Annotated in this window: 20 protein-coding genes; 19 read left to right on the forward strand and 1 reads right to left on the reverse strand. The window is 65.8% G+C overall.

Features of this window, described 5'->3' with window-relative positions; translation table 11 throughout:
- Nucleotides 1-108 precede the first annotated feature (108 nt).
- From AC1MCA_RS19640 to nusB, 12 genes are all read left to right on the forward strand, one after another.
- Complete coding sequence (locus AC1MCA_RS19640) at nucleotides 109-486, forward strand: DUF948 domain-containing protein (RefSeq protein WP_108598960.1); 378 nt, start codon at nucleotides 109-111, stop codon at nucleotides 484-486.
- 19 nt (nucleotides 487-505) lie between these two features.
- Nucleotides 506-751: a hypothetical protein gene (locus AC1MCA_RS19645; protein WP_479800006.1), complete on the forward strand. Its 246-nt coding sequence runs from the start codon at nucleotides 506-508 to the stop codon at nucleotides 749-751.
- 129 nt (nucleotides 752-880) lie between these two features.
- Nucleotides 881-3,559, forward strand: coding sequence for an alanine--tRNA ligase (gene alaS / locus AC1MCA_RS19650; protein ID WP_479800007.1), 2,679 nt, complete (start codon nucleotides 881-883; stop codon nucleotides 3,557-3,559).
- Nucleotides 3,560-3,566: 7 nt separating this feature from the next.
- On the forward strand, nucleotides 3,567-4,178 hold the full coding sequence (ruvX, locus tag AC1MCA_RS19655; protein WP_479800008.1) for a Holliday junction resolvase RuvX: 612 nt from the start codon (nucleotides 3,567-3,569) through the stop codon (nucleotides 4,176-4,178).
- A 19-nt stretch (nucleotides 4,179-4,197) separates the two neighbouring features.
- Complete coding sequence (mltG, locus tag AC1MCA_RS19660) at nucleotides 4,198-5,814, forward strand: endolytic transglycosylase MltG (protein WP_479803474.1); 1,617 nt, start codon at nucleotides 4,198-4,200, stop codon at nucleotides 5,812-5,814.
- Complete coding sequence (locus tag AC1MCA_RS19665; RefSeq protein WP_479803476.1) at nucleotides 5,811-6,671, forward strand: shikimate dehydrogenase; 861 nt, start codon at nucleotides 5,811-5,813, stop codon at nucleotides 6,669-6,671. Before mltG ends, AC1MCA_RS19665 begins: the two co-directional genes overlap by 4 nt.
- A gap of 26 nt (nucleotides 6,672-6,697) precedes the next feature.
- Nucleotides 6,698-7,897, forward strand: coding sequence for a chorismate synthase (aroC, locus tag AC1MCA_RS19670; RefSeq protein ID WP_479800010.1), 1,200 nt, complete (start codon nucleotides 6,698-6,700; stop codon nucleotides 7,895-7,897).
- Nucleotides 7,898-7,920: 23 nt separating this feature from the next.
- Entirely contained in the window at nucleotides 7,921-8,466 is a 546-nt protein-coding gene (locus AC1MCA_RS19675; RefSeq protein ID WP_479800011.1) for a shikimate kinase, read from the forward strand.
- Complete coding sequence (gene aroB, locus AC1MCA_RS19680; protein WP_479800013.1) at nucleotides 8,463-9,554, forward strand: 3-dehydroquinate synthase; 1,092 nt, start codon at nucleotides 8,463-8,465, stop codon at nucleotides 9,552-9,554. The genes AC1MCA_RS19675 and aroB overlap by 4 nt, the downstream gene beginning before the upstream one ends.
- Nucleotides 9,554-10,072 carry a tetratricopeptide repeat protein gene (locus AC1MCA_RS19685; protein WP_479800015.1) on the forward strand — a complete coding sequence of 173 codons (519 nt, stop codon included), beginning with the start codon at nucleotides 9,554-9,556 and terminating at the stop codon, nucleotides 10,070-10,072. The genes aroB and AC1MCA_RS19685 overlap by 1 nt, the downstream gene beginning before the upstream one ends.
- Before the next feature lie 177 nt (nucleotides 10,073-10,249).
- The gene (efp, locus tag AC1MCA_RS19690) at nucleotides 10,250-10,813 is read left to right on the forward strand and encodes an elongation factor P (protein WP_108600500.1); all 564 of its coding nucleotides are present in this window, start codon (nucleotides 10,250-10,252) and stop codon (nucleotides 10,811-10,813) included.
- A complete protein-coding gene (gene nusB / locus AC1MCA_RS19695) occupies nucleotides 10,813-11,223 on the forward strand; it encodes a transcription antitermination factor NusB (protein WP_479800016.1) in 411 nt (136 codons plus the stop codon). Before efp ends, nusB begins: the two co-directional genes overlap by 1 nt.
- A 75-nt stretch (nucleotides 11,224-11,298) precedes the next feature.
- Here the strand turns inward: nusB and AC1MCA_RS19700 are convergent, their stop codons facing one another.
- Nucleotides 11,299-12,600, reverse strand: a complete 1,302-nt coding sequence (locus AC1MCA_RS19700) for a PrsW family intramembrane metalloprotease (protein ID WP_479800017.1) — start codon at nucleotides 12,598-12,600, stop codon at nucleotides 11,299-11,301.
- 100 nt (nucleotides 12,601-12,700) lie between these two features.
- Here AC1MCA_RS19700 and pyrR point away from each other — a divergent pair, with 100 nt between their 5' ends.
- The 7 genes from pyrR to pyrF are packed head-to-tail and all read left to right on the forward strand — an operon-like array spanning nucleotide 12,701 to nucleotide 21,692.
- Entirely contained in the window at nucleotides 12,701-13,288 is a 588-nt protein-coding gene (gene pyrR, locus AC1MCA_RS19705) for a bifunctional pyr operon transcriptional regulator/uracil phosphoribosyltransferase PyrR (protein ID WP_108600072.1), read from the forward strand.
- Nucleotides 13,285-14,325 carry an aspartate carbamoyltransferase catalytic subunit gene (locus AC1MCA_RS19710; protein ID WP_479800018.1) on the forward strand — a complete coding sequence of 347 codons (1,041 nt, stop codon included), beginning with the start codon at nucleotides 13,285-13,287 and terminating at the stop codon, nucleotides 14,323-14,325. Before pyrR ends, AC1MCA_RS19710 begins: the two co-directional genes overlap by 4 nt.
- Nucleotides 14,325-15,677: a dihydroorotase gene (locus tag AC1MCA_RS19715; protein ID WP_479800019.1), complete on the forward strand. Its 1,353-nt coding sequence runs from the start codon at nucleotides 14,325-14,327 to the stop codon at nucleotides 15,675-15,677. The genes AC1MCA_RS19710 and AC1MCA_RS19715 overlap by 1 nt, the downstream gene beginning before the upstream one ends.
- Entirely contained in the window at nucleotides 15,677-16,207 is a 531-nt protein-coding gene (locus tag AC1MCA_RS19720; RefSeq protein WP_479800020.1) for a PH-like domain-containing protein, read from the forward strand. The genes AC1MCA_RS19715 and AC1MCA_RS19720 overlap by 1 nt, the downstream gene beginning before the upstream one ends.
- Nucleotides 16,188-17,471: a glutamine-hydrolyzing carbamoyl-phosphate synthase small subunit gene (carA, locus tag AC1MCA_RS19725; protein WP_479803478.1), complete on the forward strand. Its 1,284-nt coding sequence runs from the start codon at nucleotides 16,188-16,190 to the stop codon at nucleotides 17,469-17,471. Before AC1MCA_RS19720 ends, carA begins: the two co-directional genes overlap by 20 nt.
- Complete coding sequence (gene carB, locus AC1MCA_RS19730) at nucleotides 17,471-20,830, forward strand: carbamoyl-phosphate synthase large subunit (protein ID WP_479800021.1); 3,360 nt, start codon at nucleotides 17,471-17,473, stop codon at nucleotides 20,828-20,830. The genes carA and carB overlap by 1 nt, the downstream gene beginning before the upstream one ends.
- The gene (pyrF, locus tag AC1MCA_RS19735; RefSeq protein ID WP_479800022.1) at nucleotides 20,823-21,692 is read left to right on the forward strand and encodes an orotidine-5'-phosphate decarboxylase; all 870 of its coding nucleotides are present in this window, start codon (nucleotides 20,823-20,825) and stop codon (nucleotides 21,690-21,692) included. Before carB ends, pyrF begins: the two co-directional genes overlap by 8 nt.
- Nucleotides 21,693-21,790 lie beyond the last annotated feature (98 nt).

Raw genomic sequence — 21,790 nt, forward strand, 5'->3', positions numbered from 1 at the left:
CCACGGGCTTCTTTGTATGTAAGGTACTTGGGGGACATCTGCGGAACGCATTAAGGCAGCGTGCGCGGAAGTAACGGATCCACGTCAGTTTCAAGGAGATGAACGTCTATGTCTGGTGGCGATATTGCCGGCCTGATCGCGGCCGGAGTGTTTGCGCTCCTGGTGCTGCTGCTTGCTGTGCCCATCCTGAAGCTCGGCAGTGTGTTTGATGAAATCAGGACTTCCATCCGCTCCATCAGCGACGGCGCCACGCCCCTGATGGACGAAGTCACCGCCACGGTCTCAACCACCAACCAGCAGCTGAAAAAGGTGGATGGCATCGCCTCCAACGTTTCCGATGCTTCAGCGAACCTCTCCGCGCTGTCCTCGCTCGTGGCCGCCACGGTGGGCTCACCGCTGATCAAGGTTGCCGCCTTCAGTTACGGCGTGCGCACTGCCCTCGCCTCCCGCAAGAAGCCAGCCGCAGCCGGCCGGCGCAGCCGCTAGACCACCCGGAGAAACTGATATGAAACGACTTGTCTGGATGGGAATCGGCGTAGCGATCGGGGTCATCGCATTCCGAAAGGTCAGCGAAGCCCAGTCCAACCTGGGACCCGAAGGCCTCAACCGGGCGGTAAGCCGGCGGGCCGACGGCTTCTACGACTTCGCGGACGCAGTCCGGTCCGGAATGCACGAGCGTGAGACCGATCTCCGCACTGCCCTGGGCGTCGACGCCCCGGCCGTTCCCTCGCGGGAAGCAGCCCGGCGCTAAACCTCCGGCCATAAACGCGCGAGAATTAAACCAGCGGTTCGGACTTTCCGGAACGGTCTGCCGGAACCGCTGTCTGAATCAATCTGTCACGCCGCCGTGCGTGAACCAAGAAGGGTATGTAATCAGCTCATGAAGTCGCAGGAGATAACAAAGCGCTGGGTGGACTTTTTTGTCAGCAAAGGCCACACCGCCGTTCCCTCCGCCTCGCTGGTCTCCAGCGACCCCTCACTGCTGTTCACGGTGGCCGGCATGGTCCCGTTCATCCCTTACCTGACGGCCCGCGAAGAAGCGCCCTACGCCCGCGCCACCAGCGTCCAGAAGTGCATCCGCACCGGTGACATCGAGGAAGTCGGCAAAACCGCCCGCCACGGCACCTTCTTCCAGATGTGCGGCAACTTCTCCTTCGGCGACTACTTCAAGGAAGACGCCATCAAATTCGCGTGGGAGCTGCTCACCAAGAGCGTCGACGATGGCGGGTACGGACTGCCGCCCGAACGGCTGTGGGTGACGGTCTATGAAGAGGACGATGAGGCCAAGGAACTGTGGCTGAAGAACACCGGCGTTCCGGCTGAGCGCATCCAGCGGATGGGTAAGGCGGACAACTACTGGCACACCGGCCAGCCCGGGCCGGCTGGCCCCTGCTCGGAAATCTATTACGACCGGGGACCCGCGTACGGCGTTGAAGGCGGTCCGCTGGCTGACGAGAACCGTTATGTCGAGATCTGGAACCTGGTGTTCATGCAGTACCAGATCGACAACGTCCGCTCGAAGGACGACTTCGACATCGTGGGCGAACTGCCCAAGAAGAACATCGACACCGGCCTTGGCATGGAGCGTCTCGCCATGATCCTGCAGGGCGTCGAGAACATGTACGAGACCGACCAGGTCCGGCCTGTGATCGACAAGGCAGCGGAGCTGTCCGGCCGGGAATACACCTCGGCTGAAACACCTGATGATCCGCACCACACGGACGACGTCCGGATGCGCGTCGTGGGGGACCACATCCGCTCGGCCCTGATGCTGATTGCCGACGGCGTGACCCCCTCGAATGAAGGCCGCGGCTACGTCCTGCGCCGCCTTATCCGCCGCGCAGTGCGCTCGATGCGCCTGCTCGGCGTCGAAAAGGCCTGCCTGCCGGACCTGCTGCCCGCCTCCCGCGACGCCATGAAGGGTGTCTACCCGGTGGTGGAGACCGATTTCGACCGCATCAGCCGGATCGCCTACGCCGAGGAGCGGGCCTTCCTGCGCACCATTGCCTCGGGCACCGCACGCCTTGAGGACGCCGTCACGGAGTCCAAGGCGGCAGGACAGCCCCTTTCCGGCGCCGACGCCTTTGCCCTGCACGACACCTACGGTTTCCCGATCGACCTCACGCTGGAAATGGCGGAGGAAGCCGGGCTCAAGGTGGACGAACCCGAGTTCCGCCGCCTGATGCTTGAACAGCGCCGCCGCGCCCAGGCAGACGCCAAGGGCAAAAAGGGCGGCCACGCCGATCTCAGCGCCTTCCAGGAACTCCTTGGCCAGGGCGAGACGGTGTTCACCGGCTACACCGATCTGGACGGTGAATCACGGGTCCGCGGGATCCTCAGCGGCGGACGGCCGGTGGCGCAGGCGTCGACGGGCGACGAAATTGAACTCGTCCTCGCCGAGACGCCCTTCTACGCCGAAGCCGGTGGCCAGGCTGCCGATACCGGGCTCATCACCGGTGACGGTTTTGTAGTCGAGGTCCTCGACGTCCAGCGCCCGCTGAAGGGACTCAGCGTCCACAAGGCCATTGTCCGCGAGGGTGAGATCGGCTCGGACGTCCTGGTGAAGGCTGCCGTGGACCGGGAACGCCGCCACGCTGCCGAGCAGGCGCACACCGGCACGCACATTGTGCACGCCGCACTGCACCAGATCCTCGGGCCGGAAGCCACCCAGCGCGGCTCCTTCAACAAGGCAGGCTACCTGCGCTTCGACTTTGCCTGGGGCGAAGGCCTCAGTGCCGCCACCCGCTCCGAGATCGAGGAAGTATCCAACCTCGCCATCCGCAACAACTACCGGGTGGACACGAAGGTCATGGGGCTCGCCGAGGCCAAAGCCCTGGGCGCCATGGCGCTGTTCGGCGAGAACTACGGCAGCGAGGTCCGCGTTGTGGAAATCGACGGCGCCTGGTCCCGTGAGCTCTGTGGCGGCACGCACGTGGCCAACACCTCCCTCATTGGCAGCCTGTCGCTGCTGGGCGAACAGTCCGTCGGTTCAGGAAACCGCCGGGTCGAGGCCTTTGTAGGCATGGACGCTTTCCGCCACCTCGCTGCCGAACGTGCCCTGGTGACCGAACTGACTGAACTGCTCAAGGTCCCCTCAGGCCAGCTCGCCGACCGGATTGCCAGCACCCTGAACAAGCTCAAGGCGACGGAGAAAGAACTCGACCGCCTGCGGAAGGACCAGCTCTCCGCAGCTGCAGCCAGCCTGGTGGGTACCGCCAAGGACGCTGCCGGAGTCAAGGTCATCGCGCACGACGCCGGCCAGATCGGCGGCGCCGATGACGTCCGCAACCTCGCCCTGGACCTGCGGAACCGGCTCGGTTCACAGGCGTCCACGGTGGCCGTGGCAGGTGTCAGCAACGACCGGCCCATGATCCTGGTGGCCACCAACGAGGCCGCACGGGAGGCCGGGGTCAAGGCCGGCGCCCTGGTCCGCCTTGCCGCGGGAATCCTCGGCGGCGGTGGCGGCGGAAAAGACGACGTTGCCCAGGGCGGTGGCACGGACGCCAGCAAGGTCGCACCGGCGCTGGCCGCCGTTGTGGACGCAATTTCCGGGCGATAAGGATCCAGTGACACAAGCACATTCAGCCGGCGGCTACCCCCAGGGAATCAAACTGGGGGTAGACGTGGGCACGGTCAGGGTAGGCGTGGCGGTCTGCGACCGCGAAGCCATCCTGGCCACTCCGTACAAGACCCTGGACCGGAACGCCAAGAAAAACTCCGACGTGCGGATCATCGCCTCGCTCGCGGAGGAACTCGGCGCCGTTCAGGTCATTGTGGGGCTGCCACGGACCATGAAGGGCGAGGAACACGCGTCCGCCCGCATGGCAACCGACTACGCGGAACTGCTGGTGGCAGCGCTTGCCGGCCGCGGCATTGACGTTCCCGTGAACCTGGTGGACGAGCGCCTCAGCAGCGTTACCGCCCACCGGAACCTTCACGAAGCTGGCATGAGCAGCCGGAACCACCGTAAAGTGGTGGATCAGGTTGCGGCTGCCGGTATTCTCCAGCACGCCATCGACATGCAAAAAGCCAGGGGAGCGGACATTGGCACCCGCGTGGGCGCACCGCCCGAACACCGGCCTTCCGGAGCCGTTTCGGCAGCCGAGCGCGCCGAATCCTTCCCGGAAGACCAGTCTCGATCTCAGAACACGGAAGGCTACAGTGAGCCCGTCCTATAACGGCGACGCCTCAGACACCATGGGTAACGATGGTGCCAGGCCGCTGACCCGCAAGGAACTCCGCGAACAGGAAAAGGCGTTGCGGACTGAAAGCAACGACGTCGTCCCCGAGCAGGCCTACGAAACCGGGCACGATGACCCGGAAGCAATGGACTCACACCAGGCCGTGCCCACCGGCTATTCCGGGATTCCTGCGAGCCCCGAACAGACGCCCGCTCCTGGTGCCGCGACCGCCCCTGAGGCGGCTCCCGCACCTGCAGGGGCTCCCGCTCCCGAAGCCGGGCCTGTTATTCCGGCCGCTCCTGAATCCGCGCCAACCATCGAGCACGTGGAGCCAGCGCCGCAGGAAACAGCGGACGCGCACGGCGACGAAGCGTGGCCCGAAGAGCATGGTGCCCATGGGGACTACGATCCCCATGCCGGCTACGAAACCCACGAGGACCGCGATCAGCATGCCGGCTACCAGTCCGCTGACGGCCATTACTACGACGATGCCCATGACGGATACCACCCGGAGGTCCACCATGAGGCCGGCCTCATCGGTGGCGCAGCAGGGGCAAACGTAGTGCCCGGACCGTCCAAGAAGGTCCGCCGCCGGCGCCGCCTCCTCGCCCTCTTCCTGACACTTGCCGTTTTTGTCACAGCAGTGGCAGTCGGCGCACAGTTCCTCAAGCCGTTGCTGGGCAACGACAAGCCCTCGGATTACCCCGGGCCCGGCACCGGCGAAGTCACCGTGTCGGTGACGCCAGGGGAAGGCACCGGATCAATGGCCGCGAAACTGGAAAACGAGAAAGTGGTTGCGAACGCTGACACCTTCCTGCAGGCCTTCGCCGCGTCAGGCGGAGTTCTGTCGCCGGGGGACTACACCTTCAAAATGGAGATGAAAAACGCCGACGCCGTCAACGTCCTTCTCGGGACAGACAAGAGCAAGGTGATCTACTTCGCCCTGAGCGCCGGACTGAGAATCGGCGAATCGCTGCAGGCAATCTCCGAAGGTTCGGGTGTGTCGCTGCAGCAGCTCAAGGAATTCAGCGATTCGCCGGCGCAGTTCGGGCTCCCGGCCAATGCCAGGAACCTCGAAGGCTTCCTTGCCCCGGGGGAGTACCGGTTCCCGCTGGGCACGCCTGCCAAGGAGATTCTGCAGAGCCTGGTCAAGGTCACTGTTGATGAACTCGTTGCACAGGGCATCACCGACCCCGCCAAGCAGTACGAGGCCGTGATCGTGGCCAGCATCGTGCAGGCCGAAGGCGGCCAGGCCGAGTACGGGGACGTCGCCGGGGCCATCTACAACCGGCTCAAGCCCAATGACCAGACCAACGGTTACCTTCAGGTCGACTCAGCCGTGACGTACGGCCTCGGAACGAAGAGCTTCAACTTCACGGACGAGGAGCGCCAGGACAAGTCCAACCTGTACAACACCTACGCGAATCCCGGGCTGCCCCCGGGCCCCATCGGTTCTCCGGGCAAGACGGCCATCGATGCTGCCGCCAGGCCCAAGACCAATGACTACCTTTACTGGGTGACCATCAACCTGGACACCAAGGAGACGAAGTTCTCCAGGACGCTGGCCGAGCACAATGTCTACGTGGAGCAGTACAACACGTGGTGCACGGCCAACGTGGGCCGGTGCGCATGATCCCTCGGGCTGCCGTTCTCGGCCATCCGATCAGCCACTCCAAATCACCGGCCCTTCATCTGGCGGCCTACGCCAAGCTGGGCGCCGACATCGGCTACACCGCCCTGGACGTCACCGAGCAGGAATTGCCTGCCCTCATGGCCCGCATCAGGGCAGAAGACGGCTGGCGTGGACTGTCAGTGACCATGCCGCTGAAAACCGGCATGGTGGCGGAGGTGGACGAAGTCCGTGGCGTCGCGCTGACCCTCGGCGTTGTGAACACGGTTGCCTTCGAGGAGCACCTTGGCGTGACACGGCGGATCGGCTACAATACTGACGTCGCCGGAATCGTCAACGCGGTCGTCAACGCCGGGGTTGCTGCAAGCCCTGACGCAGTCATCCTCGGAGGCGGCGGAACGGCTGCCTCTGCCGTCGCTGCGCTCAAGGATCTGGGAACCAGGCATGCGCAGGTGTTCGTCCGCGACACAGCCCGCGCCGGGGATGCCAGGGCCGCCGCGGCCGCCGTCGGCCTCTCCATCGACGTTAGGCCTCTCTCCGAAGCCGCCGCTCCCACCGCACACGCCGACGTCGTCATTTCCACCCTCCCGCCGCACGGGGCCGACCATCTTGCACAGCACATCGCCGCGCTGGGCACCAGGACGCCGGGCGTGCTGCTCGATGTTGCGTATGATCCGTGGCCCAGCCGCATCGCTGCCGTGTGGCAGGACGGTGGCGGTTCGGTGGTTCCCGGGCTGGAGATGCTGCTGTACCAGGCGGTGGAGCAGGTGCGCCTGTTCACCGGCCTTGGTGAGGACGTTAATGCAGCTGTCATAGATGTGATGTGTGACGCAGTCGGCCTTCCCCGACGGGCGATCTGAGTGCCATACGTGGCAGGATGGAAATTATGTTGCGTTGGTTGACAGCCGGAGAATCCCATGGTCCGGCTCTGATGGGAATTATTGAAGGCGTACCTGCCGGTGTCGAAATCACCAGCGGGCAGATCGCCGATTCGCTGGCCCGCCGCCGCCTCGGCTACGGCCGGGGAGCACGCATGAAGTTTGAGCAGGACGTAGTGACCATCCTTGGCGGCGTCCGCCATGGCCTCACCCAGGGCGGTCCGGTGGCCATCCAGGTGGGCAATACTGAGTGGCCCAAATGGGAGCAGATCATGTCTGCTGACCCCGTTGACCCCGAAGTCCTCGCCGATCAGGCGCGCAATGCACCGCTCACCCGTCCCCGTCCCGGACATGCCGATTTCACCGGCATGCAGAAGTACGGCTTTGACGAGGCCCGGCCTGTTCTCGAACGTGCCAGCGCCCGCGAGACGGCCACCCGCGTGGCCATGGGAACCGTGGCTGCCCAGTTCCTCAAGCACCTCGGCATTGAGCTCGTCAGCCACACCGTTTCCATCGCCAGCGTGACGGTGCCCGAAGGCCGCCCGCTGCCGGTCCCGGCCAACGTCATCGCGCTCGACGCGGATCCGCTGCGTTGCTTCGACCGCGAGACATCCGACGCCATGGTGGCCGAAGTGGACGCAGCGCACAAGGAAGGCGAAACCCTCGGCGGCGTCGTTGAGGTCCTCGCCTACGGGTTGCCGCCCGGACTGGGCAGTTATGTCCACTGGGACCGACGCCTCGATTCACGCCTGGCCGCTGCCCTGATGGGCATCCAGGCCATCAAGGGTGTTGAAGTGGGCGACGGCTTCCGCACTGCTGCCCGCCGCGGTTCGGCCGCCCATGACGAAATCGTCAAGGACGCCGACGGAAAAATCATCCGCACCTCCAACCGTGCCGGCGGCATCGAAGGCGGCATGAGCATCGGAGACGTCCTGCGTGTCCGGGCCGCCATGAAGCCCATCGCCACCGTTCCCCGGGCCCTGCGCACCGTGGACGTCAGCACGGGGGAGGCGGCGAAAGCCCACCACCAGCGCTCGGACGTCTGTGCCGTGCCGGCGGCGGGCGTCGTCGCCGAAGCGATGGTGGCCCTCGTGCTGGCAGAAGCCGTCGCGGAAAAGTTTGGCGGCGACTCCGTAGCTGAGACCGCACGCAACATCAAGGGTTACCTGGACAACATTCCGGCATCCCTGGACTCGATCGGCCACTAGTGCCCCGGGGCAGCAAAGCCGGTGTGCCGGGTAACAGGCCCATCGCCCTGATTGGGCCGATGGCGGTGGGTAAGTCCACCATTGGCCAGGAACTTGCCCAGCTACTGCACGTACCTTTTGTGGACACGGACGTCCTCGTCGTTGAGGCCCATGGCAGCATTGCCAGCATCTTCGCGGGCCGCGGTGAGCATGCCTTCCGGGAAATCGAGGCCCGTACCGTGGCCTCGGCCGTGGAGCACGCGGAAGGTACGGGCTCCGTTATTTCGCTCGGCGGCGGAGCGGTTCTGGATTCCGGAACACAGCAGCTCCTGGCCCGCTGCACCGTGGTGTACCTCGAATGCGATGAGGAAACCGTGGCCAGCCGGATCGCCCGGAACTCCGGCAGGCCCCTGCTCGCCGGGGATGGAATGGCCCGCTGGTCCGCACTATTTGCCACCCGAAAGCCCGTTTACGAACGGCTGGCCGACGTCGTGATAGACGTCCGCCACGGCTCGGTCACCGAGCTGGGACATCGGCTGCAGGTTGCGCTCAGCGACTACGCAGCCGCCAAACAGGAAGTTGAACAGTGAGCGTCGATTCAACAATCATCAAGGTCACCGGCGAGACCGCTGGGCAGAACTACGACGTCGTAGTGGGCCGCGGACTGCTTGGCAGCCTTCCGGACCTGCTGGGGGAACGGGTCCGCAGGGTCCTGGTCATCCACCCCCGGGCCCTGCGCCTGACAGGTGACACCGTCCGGGACGAGCTGGCCGCCGCCGGTTTTACGGCCCTGACCGCAGAAATCCCCGATGCTGAGGAAGGCAAGCACATCCAGGTTGCCGCGTTCTGCTGGCAGGTCCTGGGCCAGAATGACTTCACCCGCTCGGACGCCATCGTCGCTGTGGGCGGCGGTGCCGTAACGGACCTCGCGGGGTTTGTGGCGGCAACCTGGCTCCGCGGAGTGAAAGTCATCCACATGCCCACCAGCCTGCTGGGCATGGTGGACGCTTCCGTAGGCGGCAAAACCGGCATCAACACGGCCGAAGGCAAGAACCTGGTGGGTTCATTCCACCCACCGGCCGGAGTGCTGGTCGATCTGGACACACTCAAAACGCTGCCCCGCAATGAGATCATCTCCGGCATGGCCGAGGTCATCAAGTGCGGTTTCATCGCGGATCCGGCCATCCTGGAACTCGTGGAACGCGATCCTTCCGCGGCGACAGACCCGGGATCGGACGCCCTGCGGGAGCTGATCGAACGCGCCATTACGGTCAAGGCCACAGTGGTTTCCGAGGACCTCAAGGAATCCGGGCTCCGCGAGATCCTGAACTACGGCCACACCCTGGGCCACGCCATCGAGCTCGTGGAGCGCTACTCCTGGCGCCATGGTGCCGCGGTGTCAGTGGGCATGATGTTCGCAGCGGAGCTTGCCCGCAGCGTGGGCCGGCTCAGCGATGCCGACGCCGACCGCCACCGGAGCATCCTGGACACCCTGGGGCTCCCGGTCACCTACCGGCGGGACCGCTGGCAGGGGCTGCTGGACGGCATGCGCCGGGACAAGAAGTCCCGCGGTGACCTGCTGCGCTTCGTGGTCCTGGACGGCATCGCCAAACCGGGCATCCTTGATGTCCCGGACACGTCGCTGCTTTTCGCGGCCTACCAGGAAATCGCCTCCTGATGCAGGGCGACCTCGCAGGCACCGGCGACTGGCCTGAGGCGGGCTTCCCCGGCATCAGGATCAACCCGTTGTCCTTGCTGCCGGAGATCGTCAACGAGGACGCCTGCGAAGCTGCGCTGACGGTATCCACCGATCCCGCGGACCGCGTTTTCGTCCTGATCGCCGAGGGGCACCCGTCCGAAGCGGCCGAGTTGCTCGCAGAGGCCCGATTCAAGGACCCGGAGTCTTTCCAGCTGCGCGCCTGCGAGGCCGAGCTGCTGCGGATCACCCACCGCACCGACCGCGCGGTGGACCTGTTCCGTCAGTTGCTGGCGGAGTTCCAGGGAACAGACCGCGAAGCCCTGGTCCTGCAGTACCTGGGCCGGGTGCACTACACGGCCGGCCACAATGCCGCTGCCGTGGAGGCCTTTGCCAGGGCGCTGGACCTCCGTGTGGCCCAATCGGCCGACGCCGGCCTGATCTACTCCTCGACGGTGGCGCTGAGGCGCGCCCGTGACGTCCTGGATCTGGCCTGCTGAGCCTCCTTTCCCGGCCCACGGCGGAGACCGGAGCGGCCCCCGAAGCAGGCCACCCCTGAACTACCGGTAGAATGGTTCTTGGATTTTTGATAAACACGCGCCTGGCGCCCCGTGGGGCGTGCCGGCCGGCATAGAACGTCTGACAACTGACCAGACATTAGAAACCAGAGGAAACCAGTGGCAACCACTAACGACATCAAGAACGGCACGGTCCTGAAGCTCGAGGGCCAGCTCTGGAACATCATCGAATTCCAGCACGTCAAGCCCGGCAAGGGTGGCGCCTTCGTGCGGACCAAAATGCGCAATGTGATGTCCGGCAAAGTTGTGGACAAGACGTTCAATGCCGGACTCAAGATCGAGACCGCAACGGTTGACCGCCGCGATTACCAGTACCTGTACCAGGACGGCGCGGACTACGTATTCATGGACACCGTGGATTACGACCAGATCACCGTTTCAGGCGCCACTGTAGGCGACGCCACCAACTTCATGCTCGAGAACCAGATGGTCAACATCGCCATCCACGAGGGCAACCCCCTTTACATTGAGCTCCCGCCGAGCGTCGTCCTCGAAATCACCTACACCGAGCCGGGCCTGCAGGGCGACCGCTCCTCTGCCGGCACCAAGCCCGCAACGCTGGAGACGGGCTACGAGATCCAGGTTCCGCTGTTCGTCGAGAACAACACCAAGGTCAAGGTTGACACCCGCGACGGCAGCTACCTCGGCCGGGTCAGCGAGTAGTGAGCGCACGCGGTAAGGCCCGTAACAGGGCACTGGAAGTACTTTTTGAAGCTGAACAGCGATCGGTGTCGGCCTTCGACGTGCTCAGGAGCCGGCGCGAACTGACTGATCAGATCGTCAACCCCTACACCCTGGAAATCGTGGAGGGCGTGGTTTCCCAGCAGACCGCCATCGACGAATTCCTGGAGACCTACTCCCAGGGCTGGACCCTGGAGCGGATGCCGTCGGTGGACCGCATTATCCTGCGCATCGGCACCTGGGAACTCCTGTACAACGATGACGTTCCCGACGGCGTCGCGGTCAGTGAGGCAGTGACGCTGGCCAAGACCCTCTCAACTGATGAGTCGCCGTCGTTCATCAACGGCCTCCTGGGCCGGCTCCAGCAGCTGAAGCCTTCGCTGCTCGCCTAGGCAGCATTTTTCGGCAGAAAGGGACCGGCGTCCACCGCGAGGTGGGCGCCGGTCCCTTTCCGTACGCCGGCGCAGTCAGCCTGCGACGGCGGCGCGCAGTGCCACGATCCGGTGCAGTTGCTGCTGCTCCTCGGCCTGGTGCAACCCGATGTCCCGGCCGCTAAGGATCCGCTGCCTGATGAAGGCCAGTTGGGTGGCCGCGTGCAGGAATGATTTCATCTGCGGCCGCCGGTTGTAGCCGGCCGCCCAATGCAGGGCAGTCCGCCGGCCGCGTGGCGTGGCCAGCAGTTCCACCTCTGCGGGGCTGAACCAGCCGGCAGCCGAGTACTCCAGGAGCCGCTGGCGCGTGAGCCGGATTTCTGCCACCCGGAGCAGGATGACGGCCACCACGGCCAGGACAAAGATCGGCACCTGGATGAGGATGTACTCCACCAGGAACCCCTCGCCCATGCTGTTCCACCGGTTATGGAGGATCATTGCCGGCAGCAGGCCCACGAAAAATGCCACCACAGAGGCCCCTGAATGCCAGCGACGGGCCGCGTAGCCCATGATCAGGCCGGTGGTTCCGGTGAAGATGGCGTGGGCAAAGGGTGACATCACTCCGCGAAGCAGGAAGATCTGGGCAAGGTCGGTTGCCGGGCTTGCTGATTCTGCGATGGCCCGCCCGAAGTAGAGGATGTTTTCCGTGAAGGCGAAGCCGCCGGCGATGGTGAAGGCAAACACCACCCCGTCCACCGGACCGTCGAAGTGTTTCCGGGCCAGCAGCAGGAGCACCAGAAGGCCCAGGGACTTGGCGAACTCCTCGACCACTGGCGCCTGGACCGTGGCCATGTACGTCTGCAAATCAGCCACGTCGCTGAACTGGAAGGTCAGGGCGAAGACCGGCTGGATGAGCAGGGTGACCGCGACTGAGACCGCCGCACCCCAGGTAAAGGCGAAAAACAGGAGCCGCTTGGGTTCCGGTTCCCACCGGTCAATGGCGTGGACGGTCAGGAGCACGGCTGCCAGCGGGATCAGCGAGACGACGAAACCCACAGCGAACCCGCTGACCCCGGTGTTGGCCAGCAGGAAAGGCACCACCAGGAACAGGCTCAGGAACACCAGGGCGGCACCGCCCACCATCAGCGCCAGGCCGGCCGAGCGCATGCCGCCGCCCGGACCGCCCGCACCCACCAGCGCGGGGCCCACGGAGGGAAGGGGAGTGCCGGCATGGCCAGGTGCCGGGCGGTAATACTCCGGCTCCACCCGGCCCATCCAGCTGGGATTGGCCTGCCCGGGAAAATAAGCCTGTGATTCTGCTGACAGGCCCGGCTGGCCGGGACGTTGGCCGGCGTGGCCGGCCTCGCCGGAATCGGGCGGGTGAGGGTGCATGGACATACTGGAAAGCCTATTGCGCCGCCGCCGGTGTGGTAATTTTGAAACGCAAATGATCCTTTTTTAATTCCGTCCCGTGAGGCGGGGAAAGGGGAGACAAGAGTTGACTGCTGTCACCAGCGCACCGGTTCCAGCCAGGGTTGTCCTCAACCAGGCGGACATTGACCGTGCACTCACTCGAATCGCCCATGAGATCCTTGAGGCCAACAAAGGGTCCAAAGACCTGGTCCTGCTGGGTATCCCTCGCCGCGGTTACCCGCTGGCAGTCCGGTTGGCGCAAAAGATCGCCGCCGCTGATCCCACCGTTGACGCCGCGGCCATCGTCGGCCAGTTGGATGTCACCATGTTCCGCGACGACCTGTCACACCAGCCCACCAGGCCACCGCTTCCCACCCAGCTGCCCCGGACCGGGATCGACAACAAAGTTGTGGTGCTCATTGATGACGTCCTTTACTCCGGCCGCACCATCCGTGCCGCCCTTGATGCACTGATCGACCTCGGCCGCCCGCGGATTGTCCGGCTGGCCGTCCTGATCGACCGCGGCCACCGCGAGCTCCCCATCAGGGCTGATCACGTGGGGAAGAACCTGCCCACCTCGTCCGCCGAGAAAGTCCGGGTCCGCCTCGCCGAGACAGACACCGATGACAACGGCACTGCCATCAACGAAGTGGTCATCGAGGGCGGCGCGTGAAACACCTGCTTTCCACCGAAGACCTCAGCCTGGCCAACGCCGTCCGCATCCTCGACACCGCCGAAGAGATGGCCGCAGTAGGGGACCGCGAAGTCAAGAAGCTCCCGGCCCTGCGCGGGCGCACCGTGGTGAACCTGTTCTTCGAGGACTCAACCCGCACCCGTATCTCCTTCGAAGCTGCAGCGAAGCGGCTCTCCGCCGACGTCATCAACTTCGCCGCGAAGGGCTCCTCGGTCTCCAAGGGCGAGTCCCTCAAGGACACTGCCCAGACACTGGCAGCGATGGGGGCTGACGCCGTCGTGATCCGCCACTGGGCGTCAGGGGCCCCGCACCGGCTGGCAGCCACCGACTGGATCGACGCCGCAGTCATCAACGCCGGCGACGGCACGCACGAGCACCCCACGCAGGCATTGCTGGACGCCTTCACCATGCGCCGGCACTGGTCCAGACTCGCCGGGAACGGATCCATCGGCGCGGACCTGGCCGGAATGCGCGTTGCCATCGCCGGTGACGTCCTGCACTCCCGCGTTGCACGTTCAAACGTCTGGCTGCTCCGCACGCTCGGCGCGGAAGTCACCCTCGTGGCACCGCCCACGCTGCTGCCCATCGGCGTCGAACAGTGGCCGTGCAAGGTCAGCTACAACCTGGACGAAACCCTTGAACAGGGGGTGGATGCCGTGATGATGCTGCGGGTCCAGGGCGAGCGGATGAACGCCTCGTTCTTCCCGTCCACCCGCGAATACTCCAGGCGCTGGGGTTTCGATGACAACCGGCTCCGGACCCTGGACAGCCTGGGGCTGAAGGACACCATCATCATGCATCCGGGCCCCATGAACCGGGGTCTGGAGATTTCCGCCGCCGCCGCCGACTCGCCCCGTTCCACCGTGCTCGCGCAGGTGCGCAACGGCGTGTCGGTCCGGATGGCCGCCCTGTACCTGCTGCTCTCCGGGGACACCCGCGAACCAGCCGCCACCGCGGGCGCTGCCCGCACCACTGCAGCCAACGCGAACGCCCATTCCACCAAGGAGAGCCACTGATGGCAGAGAACAACGGAACCTACCTGATCCGCGGTGCGGCAGTCCTGGGCTCCGAAGCCGAGGACCTGCTGATCCGCAACGGCGTCATTGTCGCCCGGGGGACCGGCGCAGCAACCAGCCCTGGCGCGGCCGGCGCCACGGTGATTGAGGCTGCGGGCCTGGTGGCCCTGCCAGGCATGGTGGACGTACATACCCACCTGCGCGAACCCGGCCGCGAGGACGCCGAAACCGTGGAGACCGGCACCCGTGCCGCTGCACTGGGCGGTTACACCGCCGTGCACGCCATGGCCAACAGCACGCCGGTGGCGGACACCGCCGGTGTGGTGGAACAGGTCTTCAGCCTGGGCCGCGCCGCCGGTTGGGTGGATGTCCGCCCGGTCGGCGCCGTGACGGTGGGCCTTGCGGGGGAGCAGCTCGCAGAGCTCGGCGCCATGGCCGACTCCCGCGCCCGGGTACGGATGTTCTCCGACGACGGCATCTGCGTCCACGATCCGGTGCTGATGCGCCGTGCGCTGGAGTATGTCAAGGCGTTCGACGGCGTCGTGGCCCAGCACGCGCAGGAACCGCGGCTCACGGCAGGGGCACAGATGAACGAGGGCGAGGTGTCCGCAGTCCTGGGTCTCACCGGCTGGCCGGCCGTTGCTGAGGAAAGCATCATCGCCCGGGATGTCCTGCTGGCCCAGCACGTGAACTCCCGCCTGCACGTCTGCCACGTTTCCACCGCCGGTTCGGTGGAAATCATCCGCTGGGCGAAGCAGCGCGGCATCAACGTCACCGCCGAAGTTACCCCGCACCACCTGCTGCTCACGGACAACCTCGTCCGCAGCTACAACCCCGTCTACAAGGTCAACCCGCCGCTGCGGACGGACGCTGACGTCCAGGCCCTCCGGGCAGGCCTGGCAGACGGCACCATCGACGTGGTGGGCACTGACCACGCCCCGCACCCCAGCGAGCACAAAGAATGCGAATGGGCGCAGGCCGCGATGGGCATGACCGGGCTGGAAACCGCATTGTCTGTGGTCCAGCACGCCATGATCGAGACCGGCCTCATGACCTGGGCCGACTTCGCCCGGGTGACCTCCACCGCGGCGGCGCAGATCGGCAGGCTGTCCGATCAGGGCCGCCCCCTCGAAGCCGGCGAGCCCGCCAACATCATCCTTGTGGACCCTGCCGCCCGCTGGACAGTGGATCCTGAGAAAATGGCCACGATGGGCCGGAACTCCCCGTTCGCCGGGCTGGAGCTGCCGGGCAAGGTGGTGGCCACGTTCTACAAAGGCCACCCCACCGTCCTGGACGGCAAGCTCAACACCCCCTACCGGCACCCGGCCGAGTCAACGGCAGGCGCCGCCTGATGAACAACCAGACCCTCACTTTGGTCATCACCCTGGCGCTGGTCGCCGTCGCTCTGGTCCTGATCGGGATCGGCTGGCGCAACCGCCTCAGGCGGCAGGCCGACGTCGAACCTTTGCCTGCCGTGCCGGACGCCGCCGGTGTACCAGTGGCCCGCGCAGAGGGACAGTACGTTGCTTCCACCACCGCCGGGGACTGGCTCGACCGGATCGCCGTGCACGGCCTCGGCATCCGGACCAACGCTGTCCTCAGCGTGTTCTCCCACGGCGTCCTCTTCGACCGGTCCGGCGCTCCGGCGCTTTACATCCCGGCAGCCAGCCTGACCGGGGTCCGGCAGGAAAGCGGAATGGCCGGGAAATTTGTGGAAAAGGAAGGCCTCCTCGTCCTCACCTGGCTCCTCGGAAACCACGAACTCGATACCGGCTTCCGTACCCGCCGGGCCGCTGACAAAGTGGCCCTCGATGACTCCCTTCAGCAATTGATCGCCGCCGGCCACCAGGAACATTCCCAGGATCCCCATAGTGGAAAGTAAGACAGTGACAGAAACAGTGACAGCAAACCCAGCGGCTTCGGCTCCTTCCACCCCGGCGGCATTCGTCCTGGAGGACGGCCGCATTTTCCGCGGCACCAGCTACGGCGCGCAGGGCAAGGCCCTGGGCGAGGCGGTCTTCGCAACCGGCATGACCGGCTATCAGGAAACCATCACGGATCCGTCCTATGCCCGCCAGCTGGTGGTGCAGACCGCCCCGCACATCGGCAACACCGGCGTGAACAGCGAGGACGCCGAGTCACGCCGCATCTGGGTGGCCGGCTACATCGTCCGCGACGCCGCCCGCCGCCCGTCCAACTGGCGCTCCGAGCGGTCACTCGATGAGGAACTGGTGGAGCAGGGGATTGTGGGCATCCAGGGCGTGGATACCCGCGCCATCACCAGGCACCTGCGCGAGCACAAGACCATGCGCGCCGGGATCTTCTCCGGCGAGGCGGCCAAGGCCACGGACAAGGAACTCCTTGACGCTGTCCTGGCCAGCGCCCCGATGGAAGGCGCCCGCCTCGCTGAAGAGGTCAGCGTCGACGAGGCCTACGTCGTGGACCCCAAGGACCACGGCTGGGAAGGCGAGGCACGGTTCAGCATTGCCGCGATCGACCTCGGCATCAAGGCCATGACCCCCGTCCGCTTCGCCGAGCGCGGCGTCCGCGTGCACGTCCTGCCCGCCACCGCCACGCTGGAGGATGTCAAGGCCGTCAACCCGGATGGCTTCTTCATGTCCAACGGCCCCGGCGACCCCGCTACCGCTGACGCGCAGGTCAAGCTGCTCCGTTCGGTCCTGGACGAGAAACTCCCGTACTTCGGCATCTGCTTCGGCAACCAGATCCTGGGACGCGCACTGGGATTCGGCACCTACAAGCTCCGCTACGGCCACCGCGGCATCAACCAGCCCGTGCTGGACCGGCGCACCGGCAAGGTGGAGATCACCTCGCAGAACCACGGTTTCGCCGTGGATGCACCGCTCGACGGCGCCACCCAGGCTCCGGAGGAGCGTTACGGCCGCGTTGAGGTCAGCCACATCAGCCTCAATGACGACGTCGTCGAGGGCCTGGCGTGCCTCGATATCCCTGCCTTCTCCGTCCAGTACCACCCCGAAGCGGCGGCCGGCCCCCACGACGCCGCGTACCTGTTCGACCGTTTCATCGACCTCATGGAAGGCACCCGCGACGGGCGGACTGCCAACCTGTCGGCAAAGCGTGCCGACGCCAAGAACACCACCGATTCCAAGACTGAGGACACCAAGTAATGCCCAAGAGAACTGACCTTAAGAGCGTCCTGGTCATCGGCTCCGGCCCGATCGTGATCGGCCAGGCCGCCGAATTCGACTACTCCGGTACCCAGGCACTGCGTGTCCTCAAGGAGGAGGGCCTGCGGGTCATCCTGGTGAATTCAAACCCCGCCACCATCATGACGGACCCCGAGTTCGCCGATGCCACCTACATCGAGCCCATCACCCCCGAGGTGGTGGAGAAGATCATCGCCAAGGAGCGGCCGGACGCCATCCTGCCCACCCTGGGCGGGCAGACGGCCCTGAACACCGCCATCGCCCTGGACAAGAACGGTGTCCTGGCGAAGTACAACGTCGAACTCATCGGCGCGAACATCGCCGCGATCGAGCTCGGCGAGGACCGCGAAAAGTTCAAGGGCGTCGTGGAACGCTGCGGCGCCGAATCAGCCCGCAGCCACATCATCCACACCATCGATGAGGCCCTCAAAGCTGCCGAGGACCTGGGCTACCCCATGGTGGTCCGGCCTTCCTTCACCATGGGCGGCCTCGGCTCCGGCCTCGCCTATGACGAGAGCGACCTCCGCAGGATTGTGGGACAGGGCCTGCAGTACAGCCCCACGTCCGAGGTCCTGCTGGAAGAGAGCATCCTGGGCTGGAAGGAATACGAGCTCGAGATGATGCGGGACAAGAACGACAACGTCGTTGTCGTTTGTTCCATCGAAAACTTCGATCCCGTAGGCGTCCACACCGGCGACTCCATCACCGTCGCCCCTGCCCTGACACTGACGGACCGCGAATACCAGCGGCTGCGCGACATCTCCATCGCCGTGATCCGCGAGGTGGGCGTGGACACCGGCGGCTGCAACATCCAGTTCGCCGTCGAGCCGGACACCGGCCGCGTCGTCGTCATTGAGATGAACCCGCGCGTATCCCGCTCCTCCGCCCTGGCTTCCAAAGCCACCGGCTTCGCTATCGCCAAGATCGCCACCAAGCTCTCCCTCGGCTACACCCTGGACGAGATCCCCAACGACATCACGCAGAAGACGCCGGCGTCCTTCGAACCCACCCTGGACTACGTGGTGGTCAAGGTTCCGCGGTTCGCGTTCGAGAAGTTCCCGGCCGCCGACAACACCCTCACCACCACCATGAAGTCGGTGGGCGAGGCGATGGCCATGGGCCGCAACTTCACCGAGGCACTCCAGAAGGCCCTCCGTTCCCTGGAACAGAAGGGTTCGCAGCTGGACTTCAGCTCCGTCCCCGAATGGGAGGTCGCGGAGCTCATTGAAAAGTCCAAGCGGCCCACCACGGACCGCCTGCACCAGGTGCAGCGTGCGCTCCTGGGCGGCGCCAGCGTGGAGGAGCTCTACGAAGCCACTAAGATCGATCCCTGGTACCTTGACCAGCTCCAGCTCCTGAACGAGATCTCCCACGAGATCCGCCAGGCAGGTTCACTGACCGTGGAGATGCTCCAGCGGGCCAAGCGCCACGGCTTCTCCGACGAACAGATCGGAGCCCTGACGCACAACTCCGAGGCCGTGGTCCGCGGTGTCCGCCAGGCCCTGGGCATCCGTCCGGTCTACAAGACGGTGGACACCTGCGCCGCAGAGTTCGCCGCCTACACCCCGTACCACTACTCGTCCTACGACGAGGAGGACGAGGTTGCACTGCACTCCAAGCCCTCCATCATCATCCTGGGCTCGGGCCCGAACCGAATCGGCCAGGGCATCGAGTTCGATTACTCCTGCGTCCATGCTTCGATGGCACTGCGCAAGGCCGGCTACGAGACCGTGATGGTCAACTGCAACCCGGAAACCGTCTCCACCGACTACGACGTCTCCACCCGCCTGTACTTCGAACCGCTGACCCTCGAGGACGTCCTGGAGGTCATCGCGGCCGAGGAACGTACCGGCGGCGTGATGGGTGTGTTTGTGCAGCTTGGCGGCCAGACCCCGCTGAAGCTTGCCCAGCAGCTGGCCGACGCCGGTGTGCCCATCCTCGGCACGTCCCCGGAAGCGATTGACCTCGCCGAGCACCGCGGCGAATTCTCGCGCGTCCTGGACAACGCCGGGCTGATCTCCCCGAAGAACGGCACCGCCGTCTCCTTCGAGGACGCCAAGAAGATCGCTGACGAGATCGGCTACCCCGTCCTGGTCCGTCCGTCCTATGTCCTCGGCGGGCGCGGCATGGAGATCGTGTACGACGAGCCGAACCTTTCCCGCTACATCGCCAACGCCACAGAGATCACCCCGGACCACCCGGTCCTGATCGACCGGTTCCTGGAAGACGCCGTCGAAATCGACGTCGACGCGCTCTTCGACGGCACCGACATGTACCTCGGCGGCATCATGGAGCACATCGAGGAAGCCGGGATTCACTCCGGTGACTCCGCCTGCGTCCTGCCGCCCATCACGCTCGGCAACAACGTCCTGGAGCGCGTGCGCACCGCCACCCGGGCCATTGCCGAGGGCGTGGGCGTGCGTGGCCTGATCAACATCCAGTTCGCGCTGGCCTCCGATGTCCTGTACGTCCTGGAAGCGAACCCGCGTGCCTCCCGCACGGTCCCGTTCGTCTCCAAGGCCACCGGCGTCCAGATGGCCAAGGCGGCCGCCCTGATCGGCACCGGCGTCACCATCCACCAGCTCCGGACCGCTTACAAGATGCTGCCGGAAACCGGCGACGGATCCACGCTGCCGCTGGACGCACCGGTCTCGGTCAAGGAAGCTGTCCTGCCGTTCAGCCGGTTCCGCACCCCGGAGGGCAAGGTGGTGGACTCGCTGCTCGGCCCGGAAATGCGCTCCACCGGTGAAGTGATGGGCATCGACAAGCACTTCGACACCGCCTTCGCCAAGAGCCAGGCAGCGGCGAACAACGCGTTGCCCACCGAAGGCAAGATTTTTGTCTCGGTGGCGAACCGGGACAAGCGCTCGGTCATCATGGGCGTCAAGCGGCTCTCCGATCTCGGCTTCGAAATCGTCTCCACCGGCGGCACCGCCGATGTCCTGCGCCGCAACGGCATCCAGGCCACTCCGGTCCGCAAGGTCGCCGAGGGCAGCAGCGCCGAGGGTGAAGGCACCATCGCGGACCTTGTCATTGCCGGCGAGATCGACATGGTGTTCAACACCCCGTCCGGCGGCGAAGCCCGCAGCGACGGCTACGAACTCCGGGCAGCGGCCACGTCCATCGGCATTCCCTGCATCACCACGGTGGCCGAGTTCAACGCCGCCGTCCAGGCGATCGAGGCCATGCGCACCTACGAATGGTCGGTAACCAGCCTGCAGGAGCACGCCGCGGCGCTGACCGCCTCGCAGCATGCGGCCGCACAGGGTGCTGCTCCGCAGGACGCTGCCCACGACTCAGCAGTGGCGCAGAATGCCTGAGTCCGTCACACCTGGTGCCGCCGCCGGCCGGGAGTCCTTCGGCTCCCGGCTCGGCGCGGCCATGGCCGCCCGCGGGCCGCTCTGCGTGGGCATTGACCCCCACCCGGCGCTGCTCAAGGCGTGGGGACTGGACGACGACGCCGCCGGGCTGAGGCGCTTTTCGCTGACAGTTCTTGAGTCCATCGGTTCCCTCGCTGCCGCGGTGAAGCCGCAGGTGGCGCTCTACGAACGCCACGGGTCAGCGGGTATGGCCGTCCTCGAGGAACTCCTTGCCGAGGCCCGGGACGAGTCGGTGCTCACCATCGCCGACGCCAAGCGCGGCGATATTGGCTCCACCATGGCCGCCTATGCTGACGCCTGGCTCCGGGACAGTTCACCGCTGGCCGCCGATTCGGTGACCCTCAGCCCTTACCTGGGCTTCGAGTCGCTCCGGCCCGCACTGGACCTTGCAGCGCAGACCGGCCGCGGTGTGTTTGTCCTCGCGCTCACCTCCAACCCGGAAGGCGCGTCGGTGCAGCACGTCGGCGGAGCCGATTCCGTGGCCCGGCGCATCGTCGAGGCGGCAGCGGCTGAGAACCGGCGTTATCCCGGCCCGCTCGGCTCGGTGGGCCTGGTTGTCGGGGCCACGGTGGGCTCGGCCCTGTCCGACCTGCAGCTGGACCTCAGGGCCGTCAGCGGTCCCATCCTCGCCCCGGGACTGGGCGCCCAGGGTGCCACCGCGGCAGACCTGCGCAGGACATTCGGCGCAGCCTACCCCCAGGTCCTGGGAACCTCCAGCCGGGATATTCTGGCAGCCGGTCCCGCGGCCCAGGGGCTCCGGGATGCAGCCCTGCGCACCCTGGACGGACTCAGGGGCGAATAGGCGCCACCATGTTGCCCTACAGGTGCGATGCAGGCGTGATGCATTGATTCGCCGCCCCCCAAGGGGTAGGTTTCTGGACAAGTCCAATGGCGGCCGCC

The sequence above is a fragment of the Arthrobacter sp. BK1 genome, from assembly GCF_056680055.1.